Raw genomic sequence first — 26,135 nt, 5'->3', positions numbered from 1 at the left:
TTAAAACGCTCATTGAATAAAGCTAAATCAGCTCCTAAATTAAATTTACGTACAGTTTCCCATTTTAACTTTGGATTTCCAATATTCCCTCGAACCAAACCTTGAATACCTAATAGGTTTTGAGAAACGTAAAGTTGTTGAGCGGTATAGTTTCCAATGTCATCGTTACCACTTACTCCAATACTTGCACGTAGTTTAAGTAAATCTATAGCGCTTGTGTTTTTCATAAACCCTTCAGAAGATACTAACCATGCAGCAGATAAGGAACCTAAAGCAGCAAAATTAATGTTCTCTCCAAATCGACTAGAACCATCATAAGATGTGTTCATGGTTAAAAAGTACTTATTTGAATAATTATATTCTGCACTTAAATAACTGTTAACCCAGTTCCATTCACCTAGAGCACCACCTACTTGTCTCAATAGGTTACTACCTGCGCTCACTGTTGTAAAATCGTCTGTAGCAGAGTTAAAACCTAAACCAAGGTCACTTTCAGATTCGTTTGACTGCGTTCGTAACCCCAATTTTAAATTAAAGTTATGCTTATAATCAAGGCTTTTAGTGTAGCTGAAATATCCATCAGTGAAAATTGAAAAGTATTGTTGTACTTCACTACCACTACGGTTTTTTGCAATTGCGGTTGGCAATATAATATCTGAAACACCAAAATCTGGAATAAAAAAGTTTTCACGTTCTTTATTAAAGTTAAGACCAACTAAAAGATTAGCCTTTAAAGATTTATTTATATCGTATTGGAAATTTAGATTTCCAGAGAAACGATAGTTTTTGTTAATTCCGATACTGTTATTTATGATAGCTACAGGATTACTTACATTAAAAATATCTACATCTGCTAAATTTGGCGAAACTTCACCAGTAGCATTAATAGCGTTTATAGCTAAAAATGGCGATTTTGTAAGAGCTAAATGCATCGGGCTAGTTTTGTAGGCAAGCCCTTGGTCGTTTTGGTTTTCTGTGTTGTAAATAAACGACAAGTTAGCTTTAACCGAAAGCTTTTCTGTTAAACGTAAAGCTGCATTTAACCTTGTATTGTAACGTTGTAAATTAGTATTGCCCACAACACCTTCACTATTTAGGTAGCCTACCGAGATGCCATATTTTGCAATATCGTCTCCACCTCTAATTTTTAAATAATAGCTTTGGTTTTCACTGGCCTTAAATACTTTATCTTGCCAGTTTGTTTCATTATGATATTGATAGTAAGAACCACTATCAGTATTATCTAACATCCATGGTCTATTTGCAATTTGTTGTTGCGTGTCTCCTCTAGTTGCCAATAACTGCGATAGATAGGTTCTATAAGCGCCTGACTTCATAACAGGCAATTGATGTGGGTCTTCATTAATGCCACCATACATGGTGAAATCAATTTTTGTACTTAAATCTACAGGACGTGTTGTTGTGATGATGATAACACCATTTGCACCTTTTGTACCATATAATGATGATCCATCTTTTAAAACGGTAACATCTTCAATATCTTTAACATCTAACATTGAAAGTGGCGAAGAACTATTGAACTGTATAATACCAGCACCGTAATCTTCATCGTCATATATCATACCATCTAAAACAATTAAGGGCTTGTTTGTAGCGTAAAGTGAGTTAAAACCTCTTAAAGTTAAATAAGCACCGGACCCAGGTACACCTGAATTACCAACACTATTAAGTCCTGCAACACGACCTTGTAAAAAGTTACCGATAGATTGGTTAACAGGGTTACTCCATTGGGTTTCTTTAAAATCTACAACATTTGCTGCATTTGGGTTATTATATTGTAATTTGGAATTATCAGGTAAATTAGCACTTTGATAAAACTGAGAATAACTCGCTTCAAAAAGGATAATTTCTAATCCAGCATTTTGGTTTTTTAATGGAAAAACTTTAGTTTGGTAATCTTGTCCACTTACAATAAGCAAACTGCTTAAATGTGGAACACTAATAGAGAAAGTTCCATCTTCAGCAGAAATTGCCGCGGAAAAATCTTTTACGGCAATGTTTATTCCCGAGATTCCTTTTCCTGTTTTAGCACTTTTGATGATACCTTTAACTTGAATACCATCTTTGGTTTGTGAAGCAACATCTGTAGACTTCGAAAGACTTTGGGCATAAAGCCCCGTGTCAATCCCACCGAAAAACAGTATACATAATAGACTGGTTAGTTGCAATATTTTGAACATAATAGTTGGTTTAAAAGATATTTATTTAATTACAGGAACTAGTTTTAAGTAATCTAAGCTTAGCGTGTTGTTACCGTTTACCGCTGTGTTGGCGGCAATGAGTGAAATAAGATCAAGCCTACCTGCTTCATTAAGCGTAAACTCTCCTATAAAAATTTCATCATATATATTTGGTGCTACATCCATAGGGCCTAGCTCTGCTATAGGGTCTGCTATAGTACCATCCGGCAAAATACCACCACCAATTCGTAAACTTTGTTGAAAAGTGTTTGTCTGAATATCATTAATGGCTCTCCAATACACATTGTAAGTGGTACTGTATAAGTTGTTTGCACTGTAATTAATGGCAAATAAAGGCACACCATGATTTTGAACCATAATGTCAAAGAACATTACCCCGTCTAAATCTTCTCTTTCTCTATAGAACGTATTTGCACGTTTATCTCCTTGGCTGAAACTACTTGGAGCTTCACCTTCTATTATAGTTGTCAATAGGCGCTTTTCAAGAGGAACATCTAGAGAACTCATGATATATACAATACCATTGCTTAATTGAACTTCTTCTACTATTTTGGTTTCATCAATATCAACTTCAACACCGAAACGAGAAACAAAAACGGTTTCTGAAAGTTTTTCACGAGCTACAGCTTTGTGAAAAGCAAAATCCCTTACCGCAAAATAGCTTGCATAAGTAGTGGTAGAGTCTTGATTGCTCTTAGTTAAATATGGTTCTAGTTTTCCAACCTCAGAGTTATAAGCATCATCTTCTAATAAGAAAAAGGTATATTTGTTTTTCTCATTATTTAGATTGTAAACATTTTTCAGATATGAATTTGTCAAAGAATCTGCATAAATCTCATGAAATTCGAAAGCTTTAGCAATGCTATCTGATTGATATATATTGAATTCATTTAGCGTTGATAAATAAGAACTCATAGCATTACTGCCTGTTTTTTCTTTTAAATACTGCCAAATGTTAGCCTTAGGTTCTAAAGCCTTACTGATAATATGAAACAAACCATTTGCTGCATATTGGTCAGCGGTTACTACATTGGCATCTGCCATTACAGTACCATTTTTAAATTCTAAGTATTTATTAGATAGCATTTGCACTGTAACGGTGTCTTGTTCGGTAACCGATGAAAATGCTGTTAAGGCAATATGGTTTTGCACAAATAAACGTTTACTAGCTAAATCACTTAACAAGTCTGGATTTACCTGAGCAATAGCGGCATTGGTTGGTGCCCAAACAGTATAAGTTTTAGAATTAGACAATTCATCATCAAAACCAGTTTCTACTAAAAGTTTCCCAAATTCTGAAGTTTCCGGGGTGTTTTTTATGCGTTCGCTAAGTGTAAGTTTAAGGTTGTCGTCATTCGTACTGCTATGATCTTCCCATGTATTTGAGCAGGATACTGCAGCAAGAAGCGTGATGCTTGCAAACAAGCTTTTTATGTATGTATTAATTGATATCATCCTTACTGGATTAAGTTTAACTATTATTTTTGTTAATTGTTTTAATTGTTTATTCATAGATTAGACCATCACCACCTGCTTGAAATTTAGGATATAATTGATCCATATCTAAAGGTCTAAATTCTACTATATCAATCCAAGTTTGCCCATTACTACTGTCTTGAATAGCCTCGAATGTTAATTTATGTCTTCCTGTAGTTGGAACATCTACAATACCAACCAATCTACAATTAAATCTATTTGTTGAAGGTTGTATATGTCTTTTATAACCTTGAGACTCTAAAACACGTTCAGGTTCTGTTGTATTACCATATTCTCTAAAATTAATCATACGCGATAGAGGTTCACCATTAAATGACACTTGCGTGGCAGCTGAAGATCTTTCATTGGTTCTGTAAGACACCCAAACTTTATATTTACCTTTTATAATTACTGGAGTATCAAAAGTAATAGGGTCTAAGAAACCATTTCTAAAACGGGCTAATTCAATAACATCGCCGTGCCAAGCTCTATCAAGATAAGCGCCGTTTCCAATTTCGGCAGCAAGATAGCCTAACGATTGGTCATCTGGCCAGTCAACACCACTAAGTTCGCTCTTTTTCAATGATACAAAATTACCAGGCTTTCTAAATACTGAACTTAGTTGTCTAATTTCTGGCTGATCACCTAAATCAAAATATACAGGCAAAGGGAATCTTTTTTTAATGAAGAAGTTCTCTTTAACAAAGTGTAATACGCCGTTAGAAGCTGTTACATCACTAGTGCTACGATTAATTTCTACGCCTTTTTCCAAAATACCATTAAATGTTTCTTGATTTATTAAAATGCTATCCGAAACCAATTTAAAAGATATAACTTCCAGTGGTGCTTTGGTTAGTGCAGCTGGCGTTACCGCAAGGTCAGCTAAATAGTTTAATCCTGGTAATATACGATAAGCAACAAATAGATTAAGACTATCTAATGGATTCATTGGATCGTTTAAATGACTGTACCTGGTTTTTAAATCATCAAGAGTATTAAAACCGCTATTTTGAAACACTTCATTAGTTTGAACCAAAACGGTTAGGTGACTTGATATACTGTCTTTGTCATAGGTAACAGGTAGGTCTAGTTTATCATACCATCCTGTTGCTTTAAGAGCTTCAGTGAAAAGTGTAAGAGAAGAATCTTCCTCTATGGATTTAGCCAAGGTTTTATTTGCTACACGAAGCACTTTATCCAATACATGTATAATACCATTCCCAACAATTATGTTGGATTTTGTAATACGAGATTCTTTATTAATAGTAATACTTGATGCACCATCTAAAAACGTTGCTCCAGTGATAAGAAATTGACCTTGTAGACTTGGGCTTGCAATTTTACCATCTGTAAAAGATGTTGTGTTTACTGTTTCTGGCAAAATATGAAGCTTTGCTAATTCTTTAAGATCTTCTAGAGGTATGTCTTTTACAGAACTTACTCCTAACTCATTTAATAAATTTGTAACAGCTTCATTAGTTGGCAGGAACAATGTATAGGTTCCATAAGTATTCATAAAAGAAGCGTAATTGGTAACTTCTAAAATATCTAAAAATAGCGAGTAATCTGCTTCGTTAGCTTTTAAAAATTCCGTAATGTTCAAAGTCTCATCTGTAGACTCTTTGAATTTTTCTGACGTACAGTTTAGAACAAAAATAGTCACAACAACTGTAAGCGTAAGTCTCAATAAATTGTGTAAATTGAATAAATTTTTCATGACTTTATTTTTTATTTGTAAAACGGATTCTGTACTAATGCTTTGTTTGTGAATAGCTCATTTTCATTTATAGGAAGATAATGGCTATTGGTGTCTTTTAACTTGGTAGTTATACTTTGTTGTTGGTTTGCAGGGGCGCTTTGTAAAGCGATACCTAGTATAATGTCAAGATATGCATAGTTGTCTTTACGTGAATTGCGTAAAACATCAAACCAGCGTTTCCCCTCAAAGGCAAATTCTCTTGAGCGTTCTGCAAGAATGTAAAGCCTAATGCCTTCTTTGTCATCAAAAGCTAATTGTTGAGCGGTTTCATCAATGGCATTACGTTTTTCACGAATTAAATCGACAATTGCCAATGCTTCTTCGCCTCTGTTTAATTCGTTCAGTGCTTCAGCTTTCATTAATAACACATCGGCATAACGGTAAACAAACCAATGTGTATCTGATTCTTGTAAAGATTTGCGTTGTTCTTGGTTCAGTCCGGTATATTTGTAAATTTCGTTAGTACCTGGTACTAAGGATGCTCTTTCACCACGAAAATCTTTGTTTAAAGCATCTTCAAAGTCAACACCAAAAACACCTTCTAGTACAGTTGGTGCAGCTAAATATTGTGGGCGTTGTAAAAAGATTGAGTAAAAAGGATTTAGGTTTTGAGTTGTGTATTGAAGTTCAAATATGCTTTCGGTTGAATTTCCTCTTGCAAAAACCGTTGTAAACCATTGTAAACTGCCATCTATTAATGCAAAATCTCCAGAATTTATTACTTTATCGGCAGCAGCTAAAGCAGCATCATAATTTTCTTGCCATAAATATACATCAGCAAGCATGGTATTAATAGTGTTTTTTGTAATTCGACCTTTGTTTTCGGCAATAATACCATAATCTTCTACTGCAAAACCTTCAGCTTTTATTAGGTCTGTAACAACTTGGTTAAAAATTTCTGCTTGAGGTGTTTTAGCTATTTGGAAATTATCTTGATCTGAAAGCGTTGCTTTTAATTTTAGAGGAACATCTGAAAATGAACGTGCCAATGTAAAATATAGATAAGCTCTAATTGCTAAAGCCTCAGATAAATAATTGTTAAGTTGTGTTTGGGTAAGCGTAGGGTCTTTAGCCAAAACACCAGGAGCAAGGTCTATAACCGTATTACAATAATTTATGATACGATAAAACTGCGACCATGAAGTATTCCCATTTGAAGGTAGGATATTTAAAGTAAGGATGTCTATTTGATCATCAGACATAAATCCACCAGGGCTTACCATGCCACCTCTTAACTCTCCATACATAAAAATGTATTCTGCAAGCGTAAGGTCGTTTTCAGAAGGAGGTGTTGTTAGCATTGCGGAATAGATACCTATTACGGCTGCTCTAACATCTTCTTTTGTTTTCCAAAATTCTTCACGAATAGTGCCGTCTTCAGGTTTTAAATCTAAATAGCTGTCGCAAGATAAATTTAGTGTTGCTATAAAAATAGCTATTATGTATATAATTTTAGTTCGCATTTGTCAAATAGTTTAGTATTAAAATCTGGTTCTAAGGCCTATTGTGAAACGACGGGTAGGAGGTGTTCTTGAATAGTCTATAGCTATTCCGAAAGGATCTCCTCCTCGCATATTTACTTCAGGATCTTGACCACGGTACTTTGTAAAAGTTAAAATATTATCTGCAGTAAAATAAATATTCAAGTCTTCAAGTTTTAAGTTTTTTAGAAACTCTTTGTTAAATTGGTAACTAAAGGTAGCAGATCTAAATCTTAAGAATGAAGCATCTTCTACGTATCTATCAGATCCAAGCCAGTTATATGCAGCACCATAAACGGCACGTGGCATATTTGTTACATCACCAGGGTTTCTCCATCTAGACAAGGTAGCCGTACTTTGATTATCAAACGAATACATATTTGTTGTTAGCATATCGGTGCCATTTACAATATCGTAGTTTAAGCGATAAGTAAAAAATAACAATAATTTAAACTGCTTGTTAAAGGTAATAGAGGGGCCAAAACCACCCGTAAATTTAGGGTTACTATTACCAAGATAAACCACATCTCTACTATCAATATTACCATCATGGTTTACATCTTCATAAATAGCATCTCCAGGTTGAAATAGATAATCTGTATTTGGGTAGTTAAAGCGCATGTATACAGTTTGTCCATTAGGCCCAGTAATTATATTACCACTGGCATCTCTGGCTTGAGTAGATGCTAAATCTGGATACACCCCTTTAAACCTGTAACCGTAAAAAGAACCAAAAGGGTTATCGGTTTGTAAAAAACGTTTAAACTGTCCGTTACGGTCTACAAAACCACTTTCACTTGGATAGAATTCTGAAATTTCACGAATTACGTTTTCATTTCTAGAAATATTAAAGTTGAAATCAACTTGCCATTTATCAGATTTAAAAGGTGTTGTATAAAGCCCTACTTCCCATCCTTGGTTGTCAAGAACCCCAACGTTTTGGTCTGAAATATCAGAGTATCCAGAAATGGTAGTTACATCTAAGTTTTGGAAAAGAAGATCCTTAGTTCTGTTTTTGTAAAGATCTATGTCTATTTGAAAGCGTTTGTTGAATAACTGTAAATTCATTCCTAGGTTTGTACCTGTTAAGGTTTCCCATCTTAAGTCGGTTAATTCCATATTTTGAGGATATACACCGTTATATCCTAAATATTCTGAATTAAAGTTTCCATAAACATTAAAGTAACGATAGTCATAACGAGGCGCTCTACCAGACTGACCTAAACTGGCACGAAAACTAAAATCATCAACAAAGTCAAATTTTTCCATAAAAGGTTCGCCAGAGACTCTCCATCTTGCCGAAACAGAAGGGAAAAGCGCGTAACGATTGTTTGGGCCAAATTTTGAGTTTCCATCACCACGAAGACCTACATTTACAATATATCTATCCAATAAACTGTATTGGGTGTTGATTAATGCTGCAACGCTACGCGATTGGCTATTGTTATTAAGTAATCTTAACTCTGAATTCTGTGTTCTAGAAGGAACCGATGGATCTGTTAAAAATACCGATGCTGAATTAGAAGTAAGCACTTGATGTGACTCATATCTAAAATCGTTTGTTTGTATTGATAGAATAGATTGAATATTGTGTTTCTCTCCAATATCTGGTGTGTAAATAAAATTGGTTTTAGAGGTTACGCTAGTAGCATCCACATCGGCATCCGACGCTTGGTTTACAACAGTTTCCGTAAATGGTCTTCCAGTTGCATTTTGTGGTAAAAAGGCTTTGGCCTTAGTACTATTAAAATCGAATTGAAGATCGAATGTTGAAATTAATCTATTAGGGATTAAATCTACTTTTAAATTAAAGTGAGGTACAATACGATGTCCTGTTTGTTCATTAGAAGCGTACTCTGCTAAGGCAACAGGGTTATAAGTACGGGAATAACCACCTTGGATATTTTGTGCAGGTGAAAAATAATTAGGTGTTAAGTCTCCTAAATCATCATATTCATAAATACTCATGTTGGGCATTTTAGAATATGCTACACTTCTAACACGATCGCCACTACCCGTACCATTTACATAATTACGTTGTGTGTTTGTGTTTGTGTAGGATATATCTGCTTTAAAGCGAATTCTATCAGAAACGATATAGTCTAAGTTTAAACGTCCATTAATACGATCGAAGCCAGTACCTTTTGTTACACCTTTAGAGTTGTAGTATCCAATAGAGGTAAAGTAGCGTGCTTTTTCACCACCTCCTTGTAAAGAAAGGTTGTGTTCTCCAGTAATACCTGTTTGCGAAATAGCATCCACCCAATTGGTGTTATTGCCATAATTTTTGTACCAATATACTTCTTGCGGATCGTATTGAAACTCTTTAACGGTAAGCGTGTTAAGGGGCGATCCATTACGGTTCATGAAAGCTTCAGGGATTAATTGAGAATACTGGTCTCCACTTAACATAGGTATGGTACGTGGAAGCTTGGACATGGTACCTGTATAACTATAACCAATTTTTGGCGCACCTACAGATCCTCTTTTTGTGTTAATAATCAACACCCCACTAGCGGCACGAGCACCCCACATAGCGGTTGCAGCTGCATCCTTTAATATGGTTATACTTTCAATATCGGAAGGCGCTACGTTTAAAAGCGCAGCATAACCTTGTTCATCTGCGGCACCAAAGTTGAAATCCTCAGGGATGGATGTTTCGTAAGGCATGCCATCTACTACAACTAAAGGGTCTGATGATCCTGTAATGGAAGAAGTTCCTCGAATACGTATTTGCATACCAGCTCCAGGATCTCCAGAAGTTGCTGTAATATCAACACCAGGTAATCTTCCTTGAAGTGCTTCATCAATAGAAGCAGCTTGTGTGTTTTCAAGATCTTTAGCTTGAATTGTAACGGTACTTGTTGTTAAATTTCGTTCAGCAATATTTAACAATCCATTGTCAGGTGTTTTGGTTGCGCTAATAAGAACTTCATCTAAACCTTCAATGGAAACTTCCATGTTAAAGGTGAAGTTTTTTTGATTGCCAATAGCAACAGTTTTGGTTTTGTAACCTATGGTCGAAATAACCAGTTGGTTTTTGGTGCTTTTTATACGAATAGCAAAATTTCCATCAAAATCTGTTACAACACCGGTTATGGTACGTTTTTCGGCATCTTGTTCTATTACGGTTGCACCTGCGAGGGGTTCTTTGTTTTCATCAAAAATTTGACCTCTAATAACATTGGATTCTTGAGCAGAAAGCTGTAAAGACGTCAAAGTGATTAATACAAATGAAAGACAGTAAAAAAAGTGGGTAAAATTATATTTCATTTTATTCCGTGTATAAAAGATAATTATCAACTAAATGGACTAGTGAGCGGTCGGCTAAGTTATTGCTTGCACTTGGAATATAATTTGAAATTCTGTTTGCTGAATCTACAAATAATAGATCTCCAGGAGCACTACTAACATTTACATATGTTTTTTCGCCTAATCCATTTTTAAGCAAAGTTTCTGTTTGACCATTAATTAATCCATCATCAGATGCTGTACGTGTTGCTAAAATATGATATCTAATAAAGTCAATAAGTTTTTCTTTCTCTTGCTGATCAGTAGGTGTGTAGTTAGGAACTCCAGTTGAAGCGTTTCCTGGGATAACACCGTCTTTAGTAGCTTGTGTAACAGCAGCATTATTAGGAATAACAAAGGTATATGATGTGCCTAATTCTACGCCAGCTATGGTTCCAGTTGTACGATCTAGTAAACCAGCCCCTAGCATTAAACGTACAAAAGATTGAAATTGAGTGTTTTGTACTGCAAGGTCGAATATATCGGTTCCTTGAAATTGTTCGCTAAATTCAAGAATATTATCGATATAATAAGTACGACCATTTCTTTGGTCTTCATAACCTAAAATATTTACTTTATTTCCTAACGCTTCGTTTCCTGCAGCCCAAACCTGATTGTTTCCCCATTTAATATATTCTCCAGCTAAGTCAAAATCTCCAGAGCGTATAATGCCAGAACCAGACAAATCATCTAATTCACCATTAGGAGTAGGAACGATTCCATTATAAAGTATGCGTAATAAACGGGTTCTTGCTAATGTTCCAGCAACTCTGACACCAGTAGTAGGTGATTCATAAGTCCATTCACTTCGATTAATATCATAACCATAACCATGGCTAATTAAAATCTCATCAGAGGGTAAAAACAAGGTGTATTTACCTGTAAGGTTGCTTATTATTTCACGATATCCTGACCCGTCATTATAAAGGCGAGTAGCTAAAGTAAACTTAGGGTCTAAGTAAGCTGATGTATAAACACTATAAAATAGATTAGATTCTTGTATTTTATTGGTTCCGTAGAAAAAACCATTACTCAAAACTTCTGCTTCATTTACATCTGTATTTATGTCTATTCGAATATCTTCATCCAACCCATTACTGTATGATGCAACTTGAGAAGGCCAAACAGCATTTCTAACCATATGAGCATTGAAGAAGTCTTCAAATATATACTTAGGCAATTTATCTAACGCTGTATAGTTTTTTAACAGAATGTCGTCTATAAAATTTTGAAGTACTGCGTTTTCAGGAACAAACATGGTATAGGCATCATTTTGACCGTCGTTATCTGACTCTTTTATATAATTTTCGTTATTTGGAGAAAAGAATAGTGCAGGATCATAAACTTTAACATAAGCTTTATCTGTTTTTCTTGTGAAGTTTTGATAAGTAGTTGTAGCATCTTGATCAAAAACATAGTTAACTAAATTGGTTTCTAATAAACTTCTAAAAATGCTGTAGTTAGGGCTTTCTTCAAGTTTTTGATCTAAATTAATCAAAGGAAGTGATACCTCGTCTACCTCATGGATAATTCCGTTTTCAGCAACAATATCTGCTTCTACAGTTTTTCCTTTAAGAACATTAAAGCCTGTATAAGTTGAATTTGGATAGAAGTAATTGTAGTCATAAGCACTTAATCCTAAAGCATCCATGTATTCCTGTACAAAATAAGTTAAATACTTATTGTTGTTGTCTCCCGGAATATAATAATCGCCTCCTGGAGTGTTGTTTCTGTTTGAGCCTGCTACTATAACTGAGGAACCTACAGAAACTGAAGCTTCGATATTTGTTGTATTATCAACAACTTTGGACTTAAACCCATCATAATAAGCTGTTCTACGTCTAAACGCATTATCTTCTTCCCAACCTGCTCGCGATTGGTAGTCAGAAAGTCTTTCAGTACGAAAAGCATTGTAAATAAGTGCATATCTAACAATTTTAGATGCAGTTGTTGAATCTACACTAGAAGCGTTTGCAATTCCTTGTTCTTGGAAAAATTTAGTAAATGCTTCGTCATTAGGAGCCATCATGGTCCAATAACCAGCTTTACTCAAAATGTCTTTGTATCCTGCTTTTTCAATAAGTGTAGTAAGACTACTAAAGTTACCACGCGCTTCAAGCTGTTGGTAGATAGGAGACTCAAGATAATCTGGTCTTGAATAATACTTATCAAATTCCTCTTTGCTACTACAATTAGTAAGAACTGATATAAGAGGTAAGAAAAGCAAATAATAGAGTACTTTTTTCTTCATTATTAGTTGACTTATAAAGTTGTTTAATTATTAGTTGATTGTAAGACTGTTAAAATAAAAATTTAACATTTTTTTATATAATTATTAACACTCAAAAATATTGGTATGCATTATAGTTTCCATCCTGTACCATCCTGTTTTAGTATGATTTTTTAAAAATTAGAGTAAAAAGCAAGCTCTTATAGATGGAAATTGAATAACAGTTCTCTATTATTCGAAGTATAGGGATTACAAGTTAAATATTTTTTTTTTGAACTATTAAATTTAATTATTCGTTTAAATTAATAAAACCTCTTAAACCTATTTCTTTTGAATTTTTAAGTTTTTTTGCTATTATCGATGCAGTAAATGTCGCTCCTTCCAAATTAGTGTGCGTGTGGTCTTGAGGAAAGAAGTCTTTTACTTTGTCTTTTCCTAAAGTTTCGTATGCTTTGGCTACTATGTCGTTTACGTCTATATAAAAAACATCTTCAGAAACAGCAACCTCTTTAGCCCATTTTGCATAGGTTTCTGTTCTTCTTTCAACCATATTATTTGGCCATTCATTGCGTGGTGTTAAGCTTAAAATAATAGGAGTAGCTCCTTTTTCTTTGGTTTCTCTAATCATTTTCTTCATATACCAACCATAAGTATGTACAGTTTCTGTAATACTGCTGTCTCTGGCTACCGTTTGCATTTCGTTTCCAATGCCTTTTAAAGAGCCTCTGTATTTGGCTTTATCTATATTTCCTGCGTCGTTATGTCCAAATTGTATAAATACGAAATCTCCTGGTTGAAATTCTTTTTTAGCAGCATCCCATAAACCTTCAAAATTAAAGGTTCTAGTGCTACGTCCGCCTCTAGCTTTATTAACAACATTTACTTGGGTAGTGTCGCAAAATTGAGGGAAAGGCATGCCCCAACCAATGGTGTTAGGGTTGTTGCTACTTGCCATTGTAGAATCGCCTATTAAAAAAATATTTTTCTTTCTAGGAAGATTTACTTCTACATTAGAGAGTAGGTGGTTTTTTAACGAATTGTTTGTTTCTTTCAATTCGTTTGTAATAATTGAAGCGGCCATGGCAGCACCTCTAGCCGAAGGGTGTGTATGATCACGTTTATAAAAATAAGTGCCGGTAACTTTTTCTTCTCCAAAGCTTTCTAATTTGGATGCCATTTTATCATTTAAATCAATAAATGTAACGTTGTTTCTTTCAGCTATTTGTTTTGCCCATAAACCATACGAGGTATTGTTTCTTGGTACTTTACCTTCTTTCCAATCGTTTCTTGGTATAGGCGACATTATTATAGGAATAGCGCCTTTTGCTTTAGCATCTTTTACAATTTTTTCAATATACCAACCATAGCTATGCACGATCTCATGCTTTTTGGTAATCATATTGTCAATTTCTTCAGTTTCATCTCCAATACCTTTTATGGTGCCTCTGGCTCTAATGGTATCGTTTATGGAGCCATTATCATTATGTCCAAACTGAATTAAAACATAATCACCCGTTTTTAGTTTATTGTTTACGGTATCCCATAACCCTAAGTTTTGATAGGTTCTGCTACTCGTGCCACCTAAGGCGTGATTTTCAACTGAAACTTTAGTGCTGTCTAAAAACTGACCTATGAAATCTCCCCAGCCCCAAAGTCCACCAGAACCGTCTCCACGTCCGTTTTTTACGGTTGAATCGCCAACAGTATAAACGGTTGGTTTAATTATTTCTGAAGTTGCTATATTGGTAGCTGATTTACAATTGATAAGTAAGGCGGATAAACAACTTAAAACTAAAAATTTTGATTTTTTCATTGATATAATTTTTTAATTATCTCTAAAATCAAACCATAAAGTCATTGGAATGCCATCATCTCCACTTTTAATACGGATATTGGTTGGCTGACTCTCCGGTCCTTGATGTTCTAATGGTTTAAAAGATCGCATGGCGGGTATTTCATACATGAATGATATGTTTCCTTCTGGGAATTCTGGTTGTGGGTACGAACCAGGGAAGCCATTTTTAGGTAAATCAGGAGTGAATAATCTTAAAAACAATTTATCATTTTCACTAAAAAATTTAATGTCGCCATTATTGGTTTTAAGATTGGCTCCTATTAAATTGGCATGATACCCTTTAAACTCTGGATACACCAAATTTTCAAAACTTTCTCCAGTTATGGTATTGTTGTAGTCTTTCTCCCAAAGGCCAAATGTGGTGCCTTTTATTCTGTTTTTCCAAACATGATAAGGGCCATTTCCTAACCACTTCATACCTTCTACGCCTTCTTCTGGATAATCGAACGTAATGCCAAGTTTACTGATTTTATCTTCAAAAGCCGATCCATCAAAACCATCATTTCTGCCAGCATCTTTTAATATAATCATTTCCAACTTTAGTCTTCCATCGTTAAACAAAGTCCATTTAATAGAATGAATGCCGCCAAAATAGTTAAAAAAGCATACCGCACCATCCTTGGTTTGCTCTATAGAAACGTTTTCAACTTTAGCTTTCATGCCAATAGGTTTTGGACCATTAACAAAAGGTACATTTCCTTGATTGTTTTCAATACTTGTAATTTCGCCAGTTGTAGCGTTTAAATTAACACGTAGTTTTTCGCTAGAAAGAAGAACATTGTCTTGCGATTTTGAAGCAGTAGCCGTTTTTGTTGAAGTTTCTTTAGCTATTAACTTGTTGGCAAGATATGGTGCACGATGAATTGGCCACGACCAAGTGTAAATTTCTCTACCATGCTTGTCGTGTGCGGTAATTTCTAACCAATCGCCATCAAAAAAGTTTTTGGGTACTTCAAAATGAACTTTTCTGGTTTCTCCTGGTTCAACACTTTCAATTTGAATGGTGTTTGAATCAATAACTTCAGCTTTGTCGTTGGTATAAAGGATGTTGTTTGCCGTTTTTAATACACGGTATTCTAACTTACATTCGTTTAAATTGGTGTAGATGTATTCGTTTTTAAGTAAAAATGAACCGTCAAATTTGGATGTTATTAGTTTTGGTTCAAACTGAATGGGTGACCAAACTTCTTTTACAGTAAAGAAACTACCTTCTTTTTCTCGATGAGGTCCTAAAACACCATCTGCAGCTAATGAGCCTTTAGAGTCGTATTTCTGTTCACCTGTCCAATCGGTTCGTAATACGGCCTCGTCTAACATAGCCCAGATAAAGCCGCCAGCAAAAAGAGGGCTTTGTTTATAGCGTTTCCAAAAATCTTCTAAACCAGCACCAATACCATTATCGTATGTACCGTGCATAAACTCGGTTGGTAAAAATACATTTTCACCATTATTAAAACGGTGCATGCCTGTTAAATAGGTTGGGTAGTGGTGTGTATCCCAGCCATTAAAATCTGCCCAAGGATGAATAACAATTCGCTTTTGTGGGTCGTATTGATGAAAAACGTGATCTATATTATAGTTCCATCCACCTTCATTGCCATGATTCCAGATTATTACAGATGGATGATTAACATCACGTTGAACGGTTTCTTTAATAAGTTTAGTACCTGTTTTGGTATCATAACCGTTTTGCCATCCTGCTAATTCATTCAATACAAAAAGCCCTAAAGAATCGCAAACTTCTAAGAAATGCGTATCTGGAGGATAGTGAAAGCGCACCGCATTCATATTCATGTCTTTTAATAAGTTGACATCTAAAACACTGATGGCTTTATCGGTGCTTCTTCCAGATTCTGGCCAAATAGTATGTCTGTTGATGCCTTTCATGATAATTTTTTTACCATTTACATAAATACCATCCTTTTTAAGGAACTCTAATGTTCTGAAACCTATTTTTGTTTCATAGGTGTGAAGCGTTTCGTTCTTGGTTTTTAAAGTTAAAGTTAGCGTGTATAGATGAGGTGATTCTGGATCCCAAGTGTTTACTTCGTTCCACTTAGCATATATGGTTTGAGAATTTTCTTTTTGATTTAAAGGGATGTTAATGGTTGGATATTTTTTGTTATCTCCAATAGGGGTGATACTTGCTTCGATGCTGGCGTTTTTAGGCAAATTCACAAGGTCTAAAACGGCAGTAAGTGAACCATCCATTTTTGCATCAACGGCAACATGTTCTATATAAGATTTAGGAGAAATTTCTAACCAAACAGGACGGTAAATACCGCCAAACAACCACCAATCGGTCTTGCGTTCCGCATTATTTACCGTGTTGTTACTTGAGTGTTTGGATACATGAACTTCCAACAGATTTTCTGCACCATAATTAAGTAAAGATGTGATATCAAATTTAAATTCATAAAAGCCGCCTTGATGCGTTTCTCCTGCCGATTTCCCATTTATTTTTACTTCGGTGTCCGTCATGGCTCCGCCAAAAATAATGGTAACGTTTTTGCCTTTGTAGTTTGCAGGAACATTGAATTGATATTTGTAAAACCCTTCTTCTTTGCTGGGTTCTTTTTCATTTAATTCCTTATACCATCTGCCATAAGTATAGGTTCCAAAACCCTGTAGTTCCCAATTTGATGGCACATTTATAGTGCTCCAAGTTTTGCTATTGTTGCCATCAGTACACATAAAATCCCATTTCACAGGGTTTTTAAAATCTTTACCAGATAAATATATTTTTTTGGTTTCTTGTGAATGGAAATTCAAAGAAATTAGAAAAGCAAAAGCAAAAAATACAATAAGCTTATTCGTGTGTGTTTTTTTGTATATCATAATCTTTTAATTACCGTCTGGTTTGGTTATTTCAAATCGAGTGCTCAAGGGTAAGGTCCAATTGTTGAAATTGTCTGGGTTTTTAGGATTGTAATTTGGTAAATTAGGTTTTAAGTATTCAGCAATATCTAATTTTAAATTTTTGATGCTTTGCATAACACATTTTGCAATTTCATTAGCGCCAAAACTATTAAAATGCGTGTTGTCTTCTAGTTTTTCAGTTTGCCCTGGGAATGTGTTTGCAGGATATTGCACAAACGCTTTTCTAGAAGCATCGTCACCCCAACTTTCGTACATAAAGGTAGTCATTTCAGTTATGTCAATTAATGGTACTTGTAAATCTGTTGCTACTTTGCGCATTGCATCTGGAAAATCACCATGTGTTGGTTTTAAAGTGCCATCATCATTAAAAGCTCTACGCTGTGTTGGTGTTGCTAAAATTGGTATGCCACCTTTTTCTCTGAATTTTGTAATGTATTCTTTTAAAGAGTTTGTATATAATCCCCAAGCGCCGTTACCGGCTCCTTTTATTTTTTCATCATTGTGCCCAAATTCTATAAAAACATAATCATTAGGTTTTATAAGAGCTAGTATTTTATCCAAACGGTTTGTGCCTTTAAAAGAACTTAGTGTAGCCCCCGATTCGGCATAATTGGCAATTACAACATCGCTTGAAAAATAATTGGTAATAAATTGTCCCCAAGAAGCCCAAGGTTCTTGGTCTTGGTCGGTTACGGTAGAATCTCCTGCTAAAAAGATGGTTTTTACATTAGTTGCAGGAGAGATGTTTATACTTTGTATAACGGGTGAGCCTGAAAACTCTAAAGTTAGTTTGTCATCCCAGTTTAACTGGTTTTTATCACGGTCTTTAATTTTAATAGATTCGGAATCATTAATTTTTGGAGACCGGACATTTACCGTAAACGAGTAATTAGCCGTTTCCTTTTCATCTAAAACTATCTCTTTTAGCATTAATCTTCTGGATTCAGCTTTTATAGTGGTATTTGAACTTGTTTTTCCTCCTATAACTACATCTATTTTGTAATCGCCTTCGGGTAGTTTTACTGAGAAGTAGATACTTTTCTTACCAGTAACAAAGTTTCTTTTTAATATTATATTTTCGGTAGATTGAAAATCAAAACCATAACCTGTAGAATTCGAGTATGAAATTGGGTTACTTATTGAAATACCATGGTTTTTATTCGCTTTAGTGCCAAAATAAAAACTTTTACTAAGTTTGTTCTGTGCTGTAGCATTAAAAAAGATGGTAATGTTTATAAATATTACCAGAAAGATTTTTAAGTATTTCATTCATAAAATTTTTACTAAAATATCTTCAAAAAAAAAAAGAACCATCCTGTACTATGATGCTCTGTGATGAATTTGTAAAAATTTATTAAGAAGAACCTAAAGCTAAACGGAGTTGCGTTTTATATATTCAAAAACGTTTTTTACTTTTTCTTTTTTATTATTTAAAACTAGGTGTGCGGCAGTTTCTCCCATGGCTTTAAAATGGGTGCTTACTACATTTATGCCTAAAAGATCTTTTAATGGGGTGTCATTATAAGAGATAATACCAATATCTTTTCCCAATGTTAGATTTTTGGCTCGTACCTGTCTTACCAAATTTACCAAATCATTCTCTTCAATAATAATATAGGTGTCTTTACTATCTAAATCCATATCATCATAAATTTCATTTAAAATTTCAAAATCGAAATGGTATTTTGAACAGAATTTTCTAAAGCCATGAACAATTCTTAAAGGATATGGGTAAACAGATTTAACAGGATACACCAAAACCAGTTTATCATATTTTTTAAGTCTTTTTAAACCTTTTTGAAGTGCTTGGTAAATGTCTTCTTGAAAATCTTGATAAACAGCGCCATAATTGCCTTTAATTTCAAGTTTATTATTGTCAATAATGATTAATTTGTCTTTAGGTATTTTTTCTATCATATCTTCTACCACATTGGTAGTGCTTATATGACTCAAATCTTCTGTTTTAAAATGGGGCATAATCACATAATAATCAAAAGCTCCAAGGTTTCTTTCTAACATTCTTGAAAAAAGAGATTCTTCACAGTGATAAACAGATAGTGTTACATGCCCATTAATGCCAATGCTGTTTACAAATGAGTTGAAAATCATCATTTTATAAGAGCTTAGTTTGTTGATCATAAAGAAGATTTGAATTTTAGAAATCAAATCGGTCTTTGCTGTGTAGTAGCCCTTTCCTTTAACAGATATAATAACTTTTTGTTCCTTTAGTTGTTTGTATGCCTTTTCTACAGTATCTCTAGAAAGGTAACAAGACTCACTTAACTCGTTTATGGATGGGATTTTTTCACCAATTCTTAATTTCCCTTTTGAAATATCATTAATTATAGAATCTACAATTTGCTTGTATTTAGGTACACGCGAAGATTCATTAATTTTTATTTCTATTAATTGGGACATAAAACGAGACTGTTTTTTTTGATTGTACGTATAAAGTGAATATAGCAAAATTACTATAAATATGCTACACAATTGCAATCAATTTTGTTTTTTAACTAAGGATCAATTATGTAATTAATCATTAAGCCCAATTTATTGTTATTTGAGTTCAATTGATATGGGTTTTTACTGAGTTGTTTTTTATATATATCATGTATGTACAGGATACGTTCTCTTTATCATTATTATAAATTTACCTTTCATTACAATACTATTTATGAGGAATTTAAAATTAGCATCAGTTCTATTAATTGGATTTTTGGCATTTTCATGCAAACACAATGTTAGTTCAAGTAAAACAAAAACAACGTTAAGTAATTCATTTAAGCCAGAATGGGTAGACAACGTTGGAGCAAAATCCTTTAATGTTAACCAAGCAGTTTATTTTGTTAATGATTTTGGAGCTGTTAATGATGGTGAATATTTAAACACAGAGGCCATTCAAAAAACCATTGATGCTTGTGAAAAAAATGGAGGAGGTACCGTTACATTTAAACCAGGTATTTATTTAACAGGTTCAATTTTTATAAAAGAAGGCATCAAATTTATCGTGCCTAAAGATGTTGAAATTAGAGGCAGTGAAAATATTAAGGATTATAAAGAAATTGATACACGGGTAGCGGGCATTGAAATGGTATGGCCAGCAGCACTAATAAATGTTATTGACCAAAAAAATGTGATTTTGGAAGGAGAAGGTATTATTGACGGACAGGGAAAAGTGTTTTGGGATTATTACTGGGACTTAAGAAAAAATGATTATGAACCTAGAGGCTTGCGTTGGATTGTAGATTATGATGCCAAACGCCCAAGAACTATTTTGGTGTCCAACTCAAAAAATGTATTTGTAAAAGATTTAAATGTTCAAAGAGCTGGTTTTTGGACAGTTCAAGTATTATATTCAGAATATATAACGGTTGATGGTTTAAAAATTAAGAATAATATTGGAGGCCATGGCCCAAGTACTGATGGGATTGATATCGATTCTTCCAAGTGGATATTGGTGCAAAATTGTGACATCGATTGTAACGACGATAATTTTTGTTTGAAAGCTGGTAGAGATTGGGATGGCCAGCGTGTAAACAAACCAACCGAGTATGTGGTAATTAAAGATTGTATTGCAAGACAAGGCGCAGGTTTATTTACTTTAGGAAGCGAAACTTCAGGCAGCATTCGGCATGTTTACGTGTCAAATATTCAAGGATTGGGTACTAAAAATGGCTTAAATATAAAATCGGCAACCAATAGAGGCGGTACGGTTGAAAATATTTATATGGAAAACATAACAATGGATAAAGTAACTACTTTTATGCAAGTTGGTATGAATTGGAACCCTAATTATAGTTACTCAAAATTGCCAGACGAATTCAATAAAGATTCGATTCCAGAGCATTGGAAAAAAATGCTTCAAAAAGTAGAGCCTGCGTCAAAGGGTATTCCTACGTTTAGAAATATCAGTCTCAACAACATCCATGTAAAAGGGGCTGAAACGGCCATTAATGTAAGTGGTATGGAGAGTTCCATGATAAACAACGTTACTCTAAATAATGTGTTTATTGAATCTGACAAAGCGGGTCAAATAGAATACAGTTCAAATTGGATACTTAAAAATGTGAAAATAAAATCTAAAGACGGATCTAAAGTCTCTTTAGAAAATACATCAGGAATTGATTTTCCAGAATCTGTTTATAAATCAGAAGAATAATAGGTTAATAAATAAAAGTATAAGTGATGAAAAAACTAATAAATAGAAGTTTAGCCATAATAATTGTTGCAGGACTCTTAGCATCATGCAAAACTTCAAAAGAAGAACAAACCAGTATCAGGTTAATAAACAGTTCAGATATTAAATTAACCGATAAAGCTGTTTCAATAAAAAGAAATCAACTTAAAAACATAGATGGTATTAATAAATATCCGTTGGTAGTTTCGGGAACAGATACCATTCCGTCACAATTGAATGATACAGATGGTGATGGCAATTGGGACGAACTATTTTTTGTTTCTAATTTTTCTTCAAACGAAAAAAAATCAATCCAACTAAAATGGACTCATGTCCAGCCAAATTATATAGTTAGAACAAGTGCCCGATTTGGGAAACGTTCGGCTATCGATAGTCCAGTGCAATCAGCTACCGAAGAAGTTTTGTTGGCAAATGATTTGCCCAAAAGTTTAGGTTATCAGCGATACCAAACTGATGGACCTTCGTGGGAAAACGACAAAGTTGGTTTCAGACATTATTTAGATGGTAGAAACGCTAAAGATTTGTTTGGGAAAAAGACTTCGCAAATATCACCAGAAACAGTAGGTATTAATTCTAAAGGCGAAGTAGAGGATAATTACCATGTTATGGAAGATTGGGGGCGCGATATTTTAGCTGTAGGAAACTCGGTTGGACTTGGTGGTTATGCTTTGATTACTGATACGGATTTAATGCGTTTAGGTGTTACAGTGAACGATTCTATTAATAATGTTGAAAAAACCACCTTTAAGATCCAAACCGAAGGTCCAGTTAAATCTGTTTTAAACTATAACTACGAAAATTGGAAACCTAACAGCAATAGAACCTATTCGGTAGAAGAAAAAACGACCATTTGGCCGGGGATGTATGGCTATCAAAATACGGTGGCGGTATCAGGGCTTCAAGGTGACGAGAATTTAGCGGTTGGATTGGTAAATATTAACAACAATAATCCGTTATCTATTTTGGATGAAAACGAGGAGTTCATAGTTTTATATACCCACGACAAACAAACATACGACAAAGGTTGGTGGTTGGGCATGGCATTAATTCTTCCAAAAGGCAAGTATTTAGGTTATACCGAAGCACCAAAAACAGGAAACCTAACCAATACTTTTTTAGCGAAACTTAAAATCACAAATAACGAACCGATAGATTATTACGCCATTGCTTGTTGGGAACTTAGTGATGCCAATTTTGTAGACAAAACCTATTTTGAAGCTTATTTAAAACAGCTAACCGATCAATTATCTACCAAGATAAAAATTGAAATAGCAAACTAAAAGGTTAAGGCATTATATGAATTTATTGAACTCTATAAAACGCATTGGTTTACTTTTTTTAGTTGGTGCATCATTGCAAGTAACTGCCCAAGAAACACCAACTTTGGATACTAAAATAAGAAAAACCCATTATATTCCAGATGGAGAAAGTTTCGTTTTACACAATGGTTCCAGAAAATTCAATAGAGCTTTGTATGGGACTAATACAGGTTTTAGGGTAGAAGCGGGCGATTTACCTGAATTCGCACTTTATATGCCCGGTATGGGTGGCAATTTTAAACTTGGAATTGTAACGAATTCGGGCAGCAAATGGATTGCAGAATGCGATTCGATTAAAACACGTTACATTCAGGGCATGATGCATTATGAAATTAGAGATGCATCTTTATCAAATGGAATAATCAAAATACAAGTGGTTGCCCATGCTGAAAACGAAGCCATGGTTTTAAAAGTTGAAACCGAAAATATCCCTAAAAATGTCGATTTAGTTTGGTTATATGGAGGTGCAAGTGGTAAAAAATTTAGTCGTGATGGCGATATTGGAGCCGACCCAGAATCGGTGTTTTACTTGCAACCAGAATATTGTATTAATAATCAATACACTATTCAAAAGGATGGGTTTTTGTTGAATTTTGGATCAGAAAACAACAAACAAAAAACAGGAAATAACAGAGCAGTTTCGGGATATTTCCCTAAGTCCGATATCAAGTTAGTTGAGGTAAATTCTGAAAAAAATCCTAGCGAATTATTTGAATCTAAAGTTGATAGATTACCTGTTGTCATTGGTAAAATTCAGTTGAATTCAAATGATACATTACTGTGGAAATTAGAAAATAATGAAGCTGTAGTTCCAACCACCCAAGCACAATTAGAATCTGAATTTGTTCAAGCGATGCAACAGGTGAAAAAACTAGCATCGCGACTTACTTTAAAAACACCAGATCCTTACCTCAATACGTTAGGCAGTGCTTTAGCCATAGCAGGAGATGCTATTTGGGAATCGCCCGCCTTTTTACATGGTTCCATTGCATGGCGCATGCACTTAAACGCATGGCGAGGTGCTTCTGTTGCAAATCCATTAGGGTGGCATGATAGAGCAGAAACACATTTTAAAAGCTATGGGAATTCACAAGTTATAGAACCCGAAACAGGGCCTGTGGTATTGGATACATTCCGAAATTTTGCCAGACAAAAAGAAGTTCTTGGAACCTCCATGTTTAGTAGTGGTTATATCAGTCGCCATCCAAATAAGAATACGGTGGCGCATCATTACGATATGAACTCGGTATTCATAAATCAAATACTTCGTCATTATCAATGGACGGGCGATGTGGATTTCATGAAAGATATATGGCCTGTTATAAAACGCCACATCGCTTGGGAAAAGCGAAATTTTGATGCAGACAACGATGGACTTTATGATGCTTATGCCATGATTTGGGCAAGTGATGCACTGCAATATTCTGGCGGAGGTGTTACTTATGCTTCGGCGTATAATTACAGTTGCAATTTGTTAACAGCAAATATTGCTAAGCTTTTGGGTGAAAATCCAGAGCCATATATCAAGGAAGCTAAGCATATTAAATCGGCCATTGACAGTAAGTTATGGATACCCGAAAAAGGTGTTTTTGCGGAGTATAAAGACTTGTTAGGAAACCAATTGCTTCATGATACTCCGGGAATTTGGACCATTTATCATGCTTTAGATGAAAATATAGCAAACTCATTTCAAGCTTATCAATCTTTAAGGTATATAGATACAGAAATTCCGCATATTCCCGTAAAAGCTGAAGGATTGCCTTTTGAAAATTTACAACTCGTTTCAACCACCAATTGGCAACCTTATACGTGGTCTGTAAACAACGTTGCTTTGGCTGAAAATTTGCATACAGCTTTGGCTTATTGGCAAGGTGGCAGAAGCGAGAAAGCGTTTCGGTTATGGCATAGTGCCTTAATTGAAAGTATGTATTTAGGCGCATCACCAGGAAGTTTTCAGCAGTTGTCTTATTATGATGCGATTCGTGGCGAACTGTACCGTGATTTTGCCGACCCCATTGCTATGGCAGCACGTTCTTTGGTGGAAGGTTTGTTTGGAATTCAACCAAATGCTATTGAAAACACCTTGTATTTAAAACTAGGGTTTCCAAAAGATTGGAAGCATGCTTCGTTAGATATTCCAGATATTAAAATCGCTTTCTCGGAAGAGGATAATAGTTTAAAATATACTATCGATTCCAAATTTAACAATCACATGAAACTTCATTTTTCTGTGAATGTTTTAAATGAAGGTATTGAATACGTTAAAATAAATGGAAATAAAGTTGATTGGAAGTTTGATGAAACTGCCATAGGCAATCCTAAAATTGTTATTGAAAGTCTGTATCAAAAACAATATATAATTGAAATCAAGTTAAAAGAAGGAAAGTTAGAACAACCTAAATTTGAGTTTGAAGGATATCAAAATAAGCAACTTCAATTTAAAACTTCAAAAGCAGAAATTGTTAAGGTTTACGACCCACAAACTTCAATTTTAGAAGTAAAAAAAACAAAGAATCAATTAGATTTTACAATTAATTCAAAAGAAGGAAATAAAACATTTTTTGTTCAACTGAAACAAAATGGCATGGTTTGGTGGCAACCGGTTCATTTAAAAGTAACTTCTGAAAAAGATGCTATTTCCAAATTCCAAAATTGGGATGAAAAACTATCTTCTGAAACCAATTTTGATAAAATCAACTTAGAAACCCTTTTCAACAGCAAAGTAACCGATGTTTTTGAACAGCAATATTTAAGTCCGAGACCAACATCGCCAACTTTACAACTCCCAACGCAAGGAATTGGGAACTGGTGTTATCCGTTTATAAAACCAATTATTGACGATTCCGGTTTGCGTAAGAAAGCAGGCGAAAACAATACGATTGTAAGTCCGCAGAATATTCCTTTTAGCACACCTTCAGAAACCGAAAAAAGTAATATTGCTTTTGTATCACAATGGGATAATTTTCCAAAGTCCATCGAAATACCGCTTTCTGGTAAAGCAACCCATGCATATTTTATGATGGCAGGAACTACAAACCCAATGCAAAGTCGGTTTGTGAATGGTGAAATTATCGTAACATATACTGATGGAACCATTGAAGCTTTAGAACTAAAAAATCCTGAAAATTGGTGGCCTATTGAGCAAGATTATTTTGTTGATGGTTTAGCCTTTACAACCGATGCGCCAAAACCACCACGGGTTTATTTAAATTCTGGAATCATTACAAGAGATTTTAAAGATTTCACACCCATAAAAGGTTTTACCGATTTTGGTATTAATGGCGGAGCAGCAACCATTTTGGATTTACCGTTAAATGGAAACAAAACGCTAAAAAGTCTTGAAATTAAAGCTGTTGCAAATGAAGTGGTTATTGGTTTAATGAGTGTAACTTTAGTAAGGAATTAATATTGGTTTTTTAATTAT

At 34.4% G+C, this 26,135-nt stretch carries 13 protein-coding genes; 3 read left to right on the top strand and 10 right to left on the bottom strand.

All coding sequences use genetic code 11. From position 1 onward, the window contains the following. The 10 genes from ACGK9U_RS04645 to ACGK9U_RS04600 all read right to left on the bottom strand — a co-directional run. Positions 1-2,201: SusC/RagA family TonB-linked outer membrane protein (locus tag ACGK9U_RS04645; RefSeq protein ID WP_394465195.1), on the bottom strand; the 2,201-nt coding region annotated here is incomplete at its 3' end. A gap of 21 nt (positions 2,202-2,222) precedes the next feature. Beyond that, positions 2,223-3,677 carry a fasciclin domain-containing protein gene (locus ACGK9U_RS04640; protein ID WP_394465194.1) on the bottom strand — a complete coding sequence of 485 codons (1,455 nt, stop codon included), beginning with the start codon at positions 3,675-3,677 and terminating at the stop codon, positions 2,223-2,225. 49 nt (positions 3,678-3,726) lie between these two features. Then, positions 3,727-5,415 (bottom strand): fasciclin domain-containing protein, encoded by a 1,689-nt coding sequence (locus ACGK9U_RS04635; protein WP_394465193.1) that lies wholly within the window; start codon positions 5,413-5,415, stop codon positions 3,727-3,729. Positions 5,416-5,426: 11 nt separating this feature from the next. Further along, positions 5,427-6,920, bottom strand: coding sequence for a RagB/SusD family nutrient uptake outer membrane protein (locus ACGK9U_RS04630; RefSeq protein ID WP_394465192.1), 1,494 nt, complete (start codon positions 6,918-6,920; stop codon positions 5,427-5,429). A gap of 18 nt (positions 6,921-6,938) precedes the next feature. Continuing rightward, entirely contained in the window at positions 6,939-10,157 is a 3,219-nt protein-coding gene (locus ACGK9U_RS04625) for a SusC/RagA family TonB-linked outer membrane protein (protein WP_394465191.1), read from the bottom strand. 55 nt (positions 10,158-10,212) lie between these two features. Next, the gene (locus ACGK9U_RS04620) at positions 10,213-12,480 is read right to left on the bottom strand and encodes a fasciclin domain-containing protein (RefSeq protein WP_394465190.1); all 2,268 of its coding nucleotides are present in this window, start codon (positions 12,478-12,480) and stop codon (positions 10,213-10,215) included. 268 nt (positions 12,481-12,748) lie between these two features. Further along, the gene (locus tag ACGK9U_RS04615; RefSeq protein WP_394465189.1) at positions 12,749-14,272 is read right to left on the bottom strand and encodes a rhamnogalacturonan acetylesterase; all 1,524 of its coding nucleotides are present in this window, start codon (positions 14,270-14,272) and stop codon (positions 12,749-12,751) included. Between the two features lie 12 nt (positions 14,273-14,284). Further along, positions 14,285-17,152, bottom strand: coding sequence for a glycoside hydrolase family 2 TIM barrel-domain containing protein (locus ACGK9U_RS04610; protein ID WP_394465188.1), 2,868 nt, complete (start codon positions 17,150-17,152; stop codon positions 14,285-14,287). Positions 17,153-17,158: 6 nt separating this feature from the next. Next, a complete protein-coding gene (locus tag ACGK9U_RS04605) occupies positions 17,159-18,463 on the bottom strand; it encodes a rhamnogalacturonan acetylesterase (protein WP_394465187.1) in 1,305 nt (434 codons plus the stop codon). 102 nt (positions 18,464-18,565) lie between these two features. After that, complete coding sequence (locus ACGK9U_RS04600; protein WP_394465186.1) at positions 18,566-19,612, bottom strand: GntR family transcriptional regulator; 1,047 nt, start codon at positions 19,610-19,612, stop codon at positions 18,566-18,568. A gap of 256 nt (positions 19,613-19,868) precedes the next feature. Here ACGK9U_RS04600 and ACGK9U_RS04595 point away from each other — a divergent pair, with 256 nt between their 5' ends. Genes ACGK9U_RS04595 through ACGK9U_RS04585 form a run of 3 tightly spaced genes read left to right on the top strand, consistent with a single transcriptional unit; the run spans position 19,869 to position 26,117 of the window. After that, complete coding sequence (locus tag ACGK9U_RS04595; RefSeq protein ID WP_394465185.1) at positions 19,869-21,353, top strand: glycoside hydrolase family 28 protein; 1,485 nt, start codon at positions 19,869-19,871, stop codon at positions 21,351-21,353. Between the two features lie 26 nt (positions 21,354-21,379). Then, complete coding sequence (locus ACGK9U_RS04590) at positions 21,380-22,672, top strand: DUF4861 domain-containing protein (RefSeq protein WP_394465184.1); 1,293 nt, start codon at positions 21,380-21,382, stop codon at positions 22,670-22,672. A 16-nt stretch (positions 22,673-22,688) separates the two neighbouring features. Continuing rightward, positions 22,689-26,117: a DUF4450 domain-containing protein gene (locus tag ACGK9U_RS04585; RefSeq protein ID WP_394465183.1), complete on the top strand. Its 3,429-nt coding sequence runs from the start codon at positions 22,689-22,691 to the stop codon at positions 26,115-26,117. Positions 26,118-26,135: the final 18 nt, after the last annotated feature.

The sequence above is a fragment of the Mariniflexile sp. HNIBRBA6329 genome (assembly GCF_043558645.1).
Lineage (GTDB): Bacteria > Bacteroidota > Bacteroidia > Flavobacteriales > Flavobacteriaceae > Mariniflexile.
The sequence above is the reverse complement of the archived record's forward strand: the minus strand, read 5'-3'. Positions and strand labels throughout refer to the sequence as shown.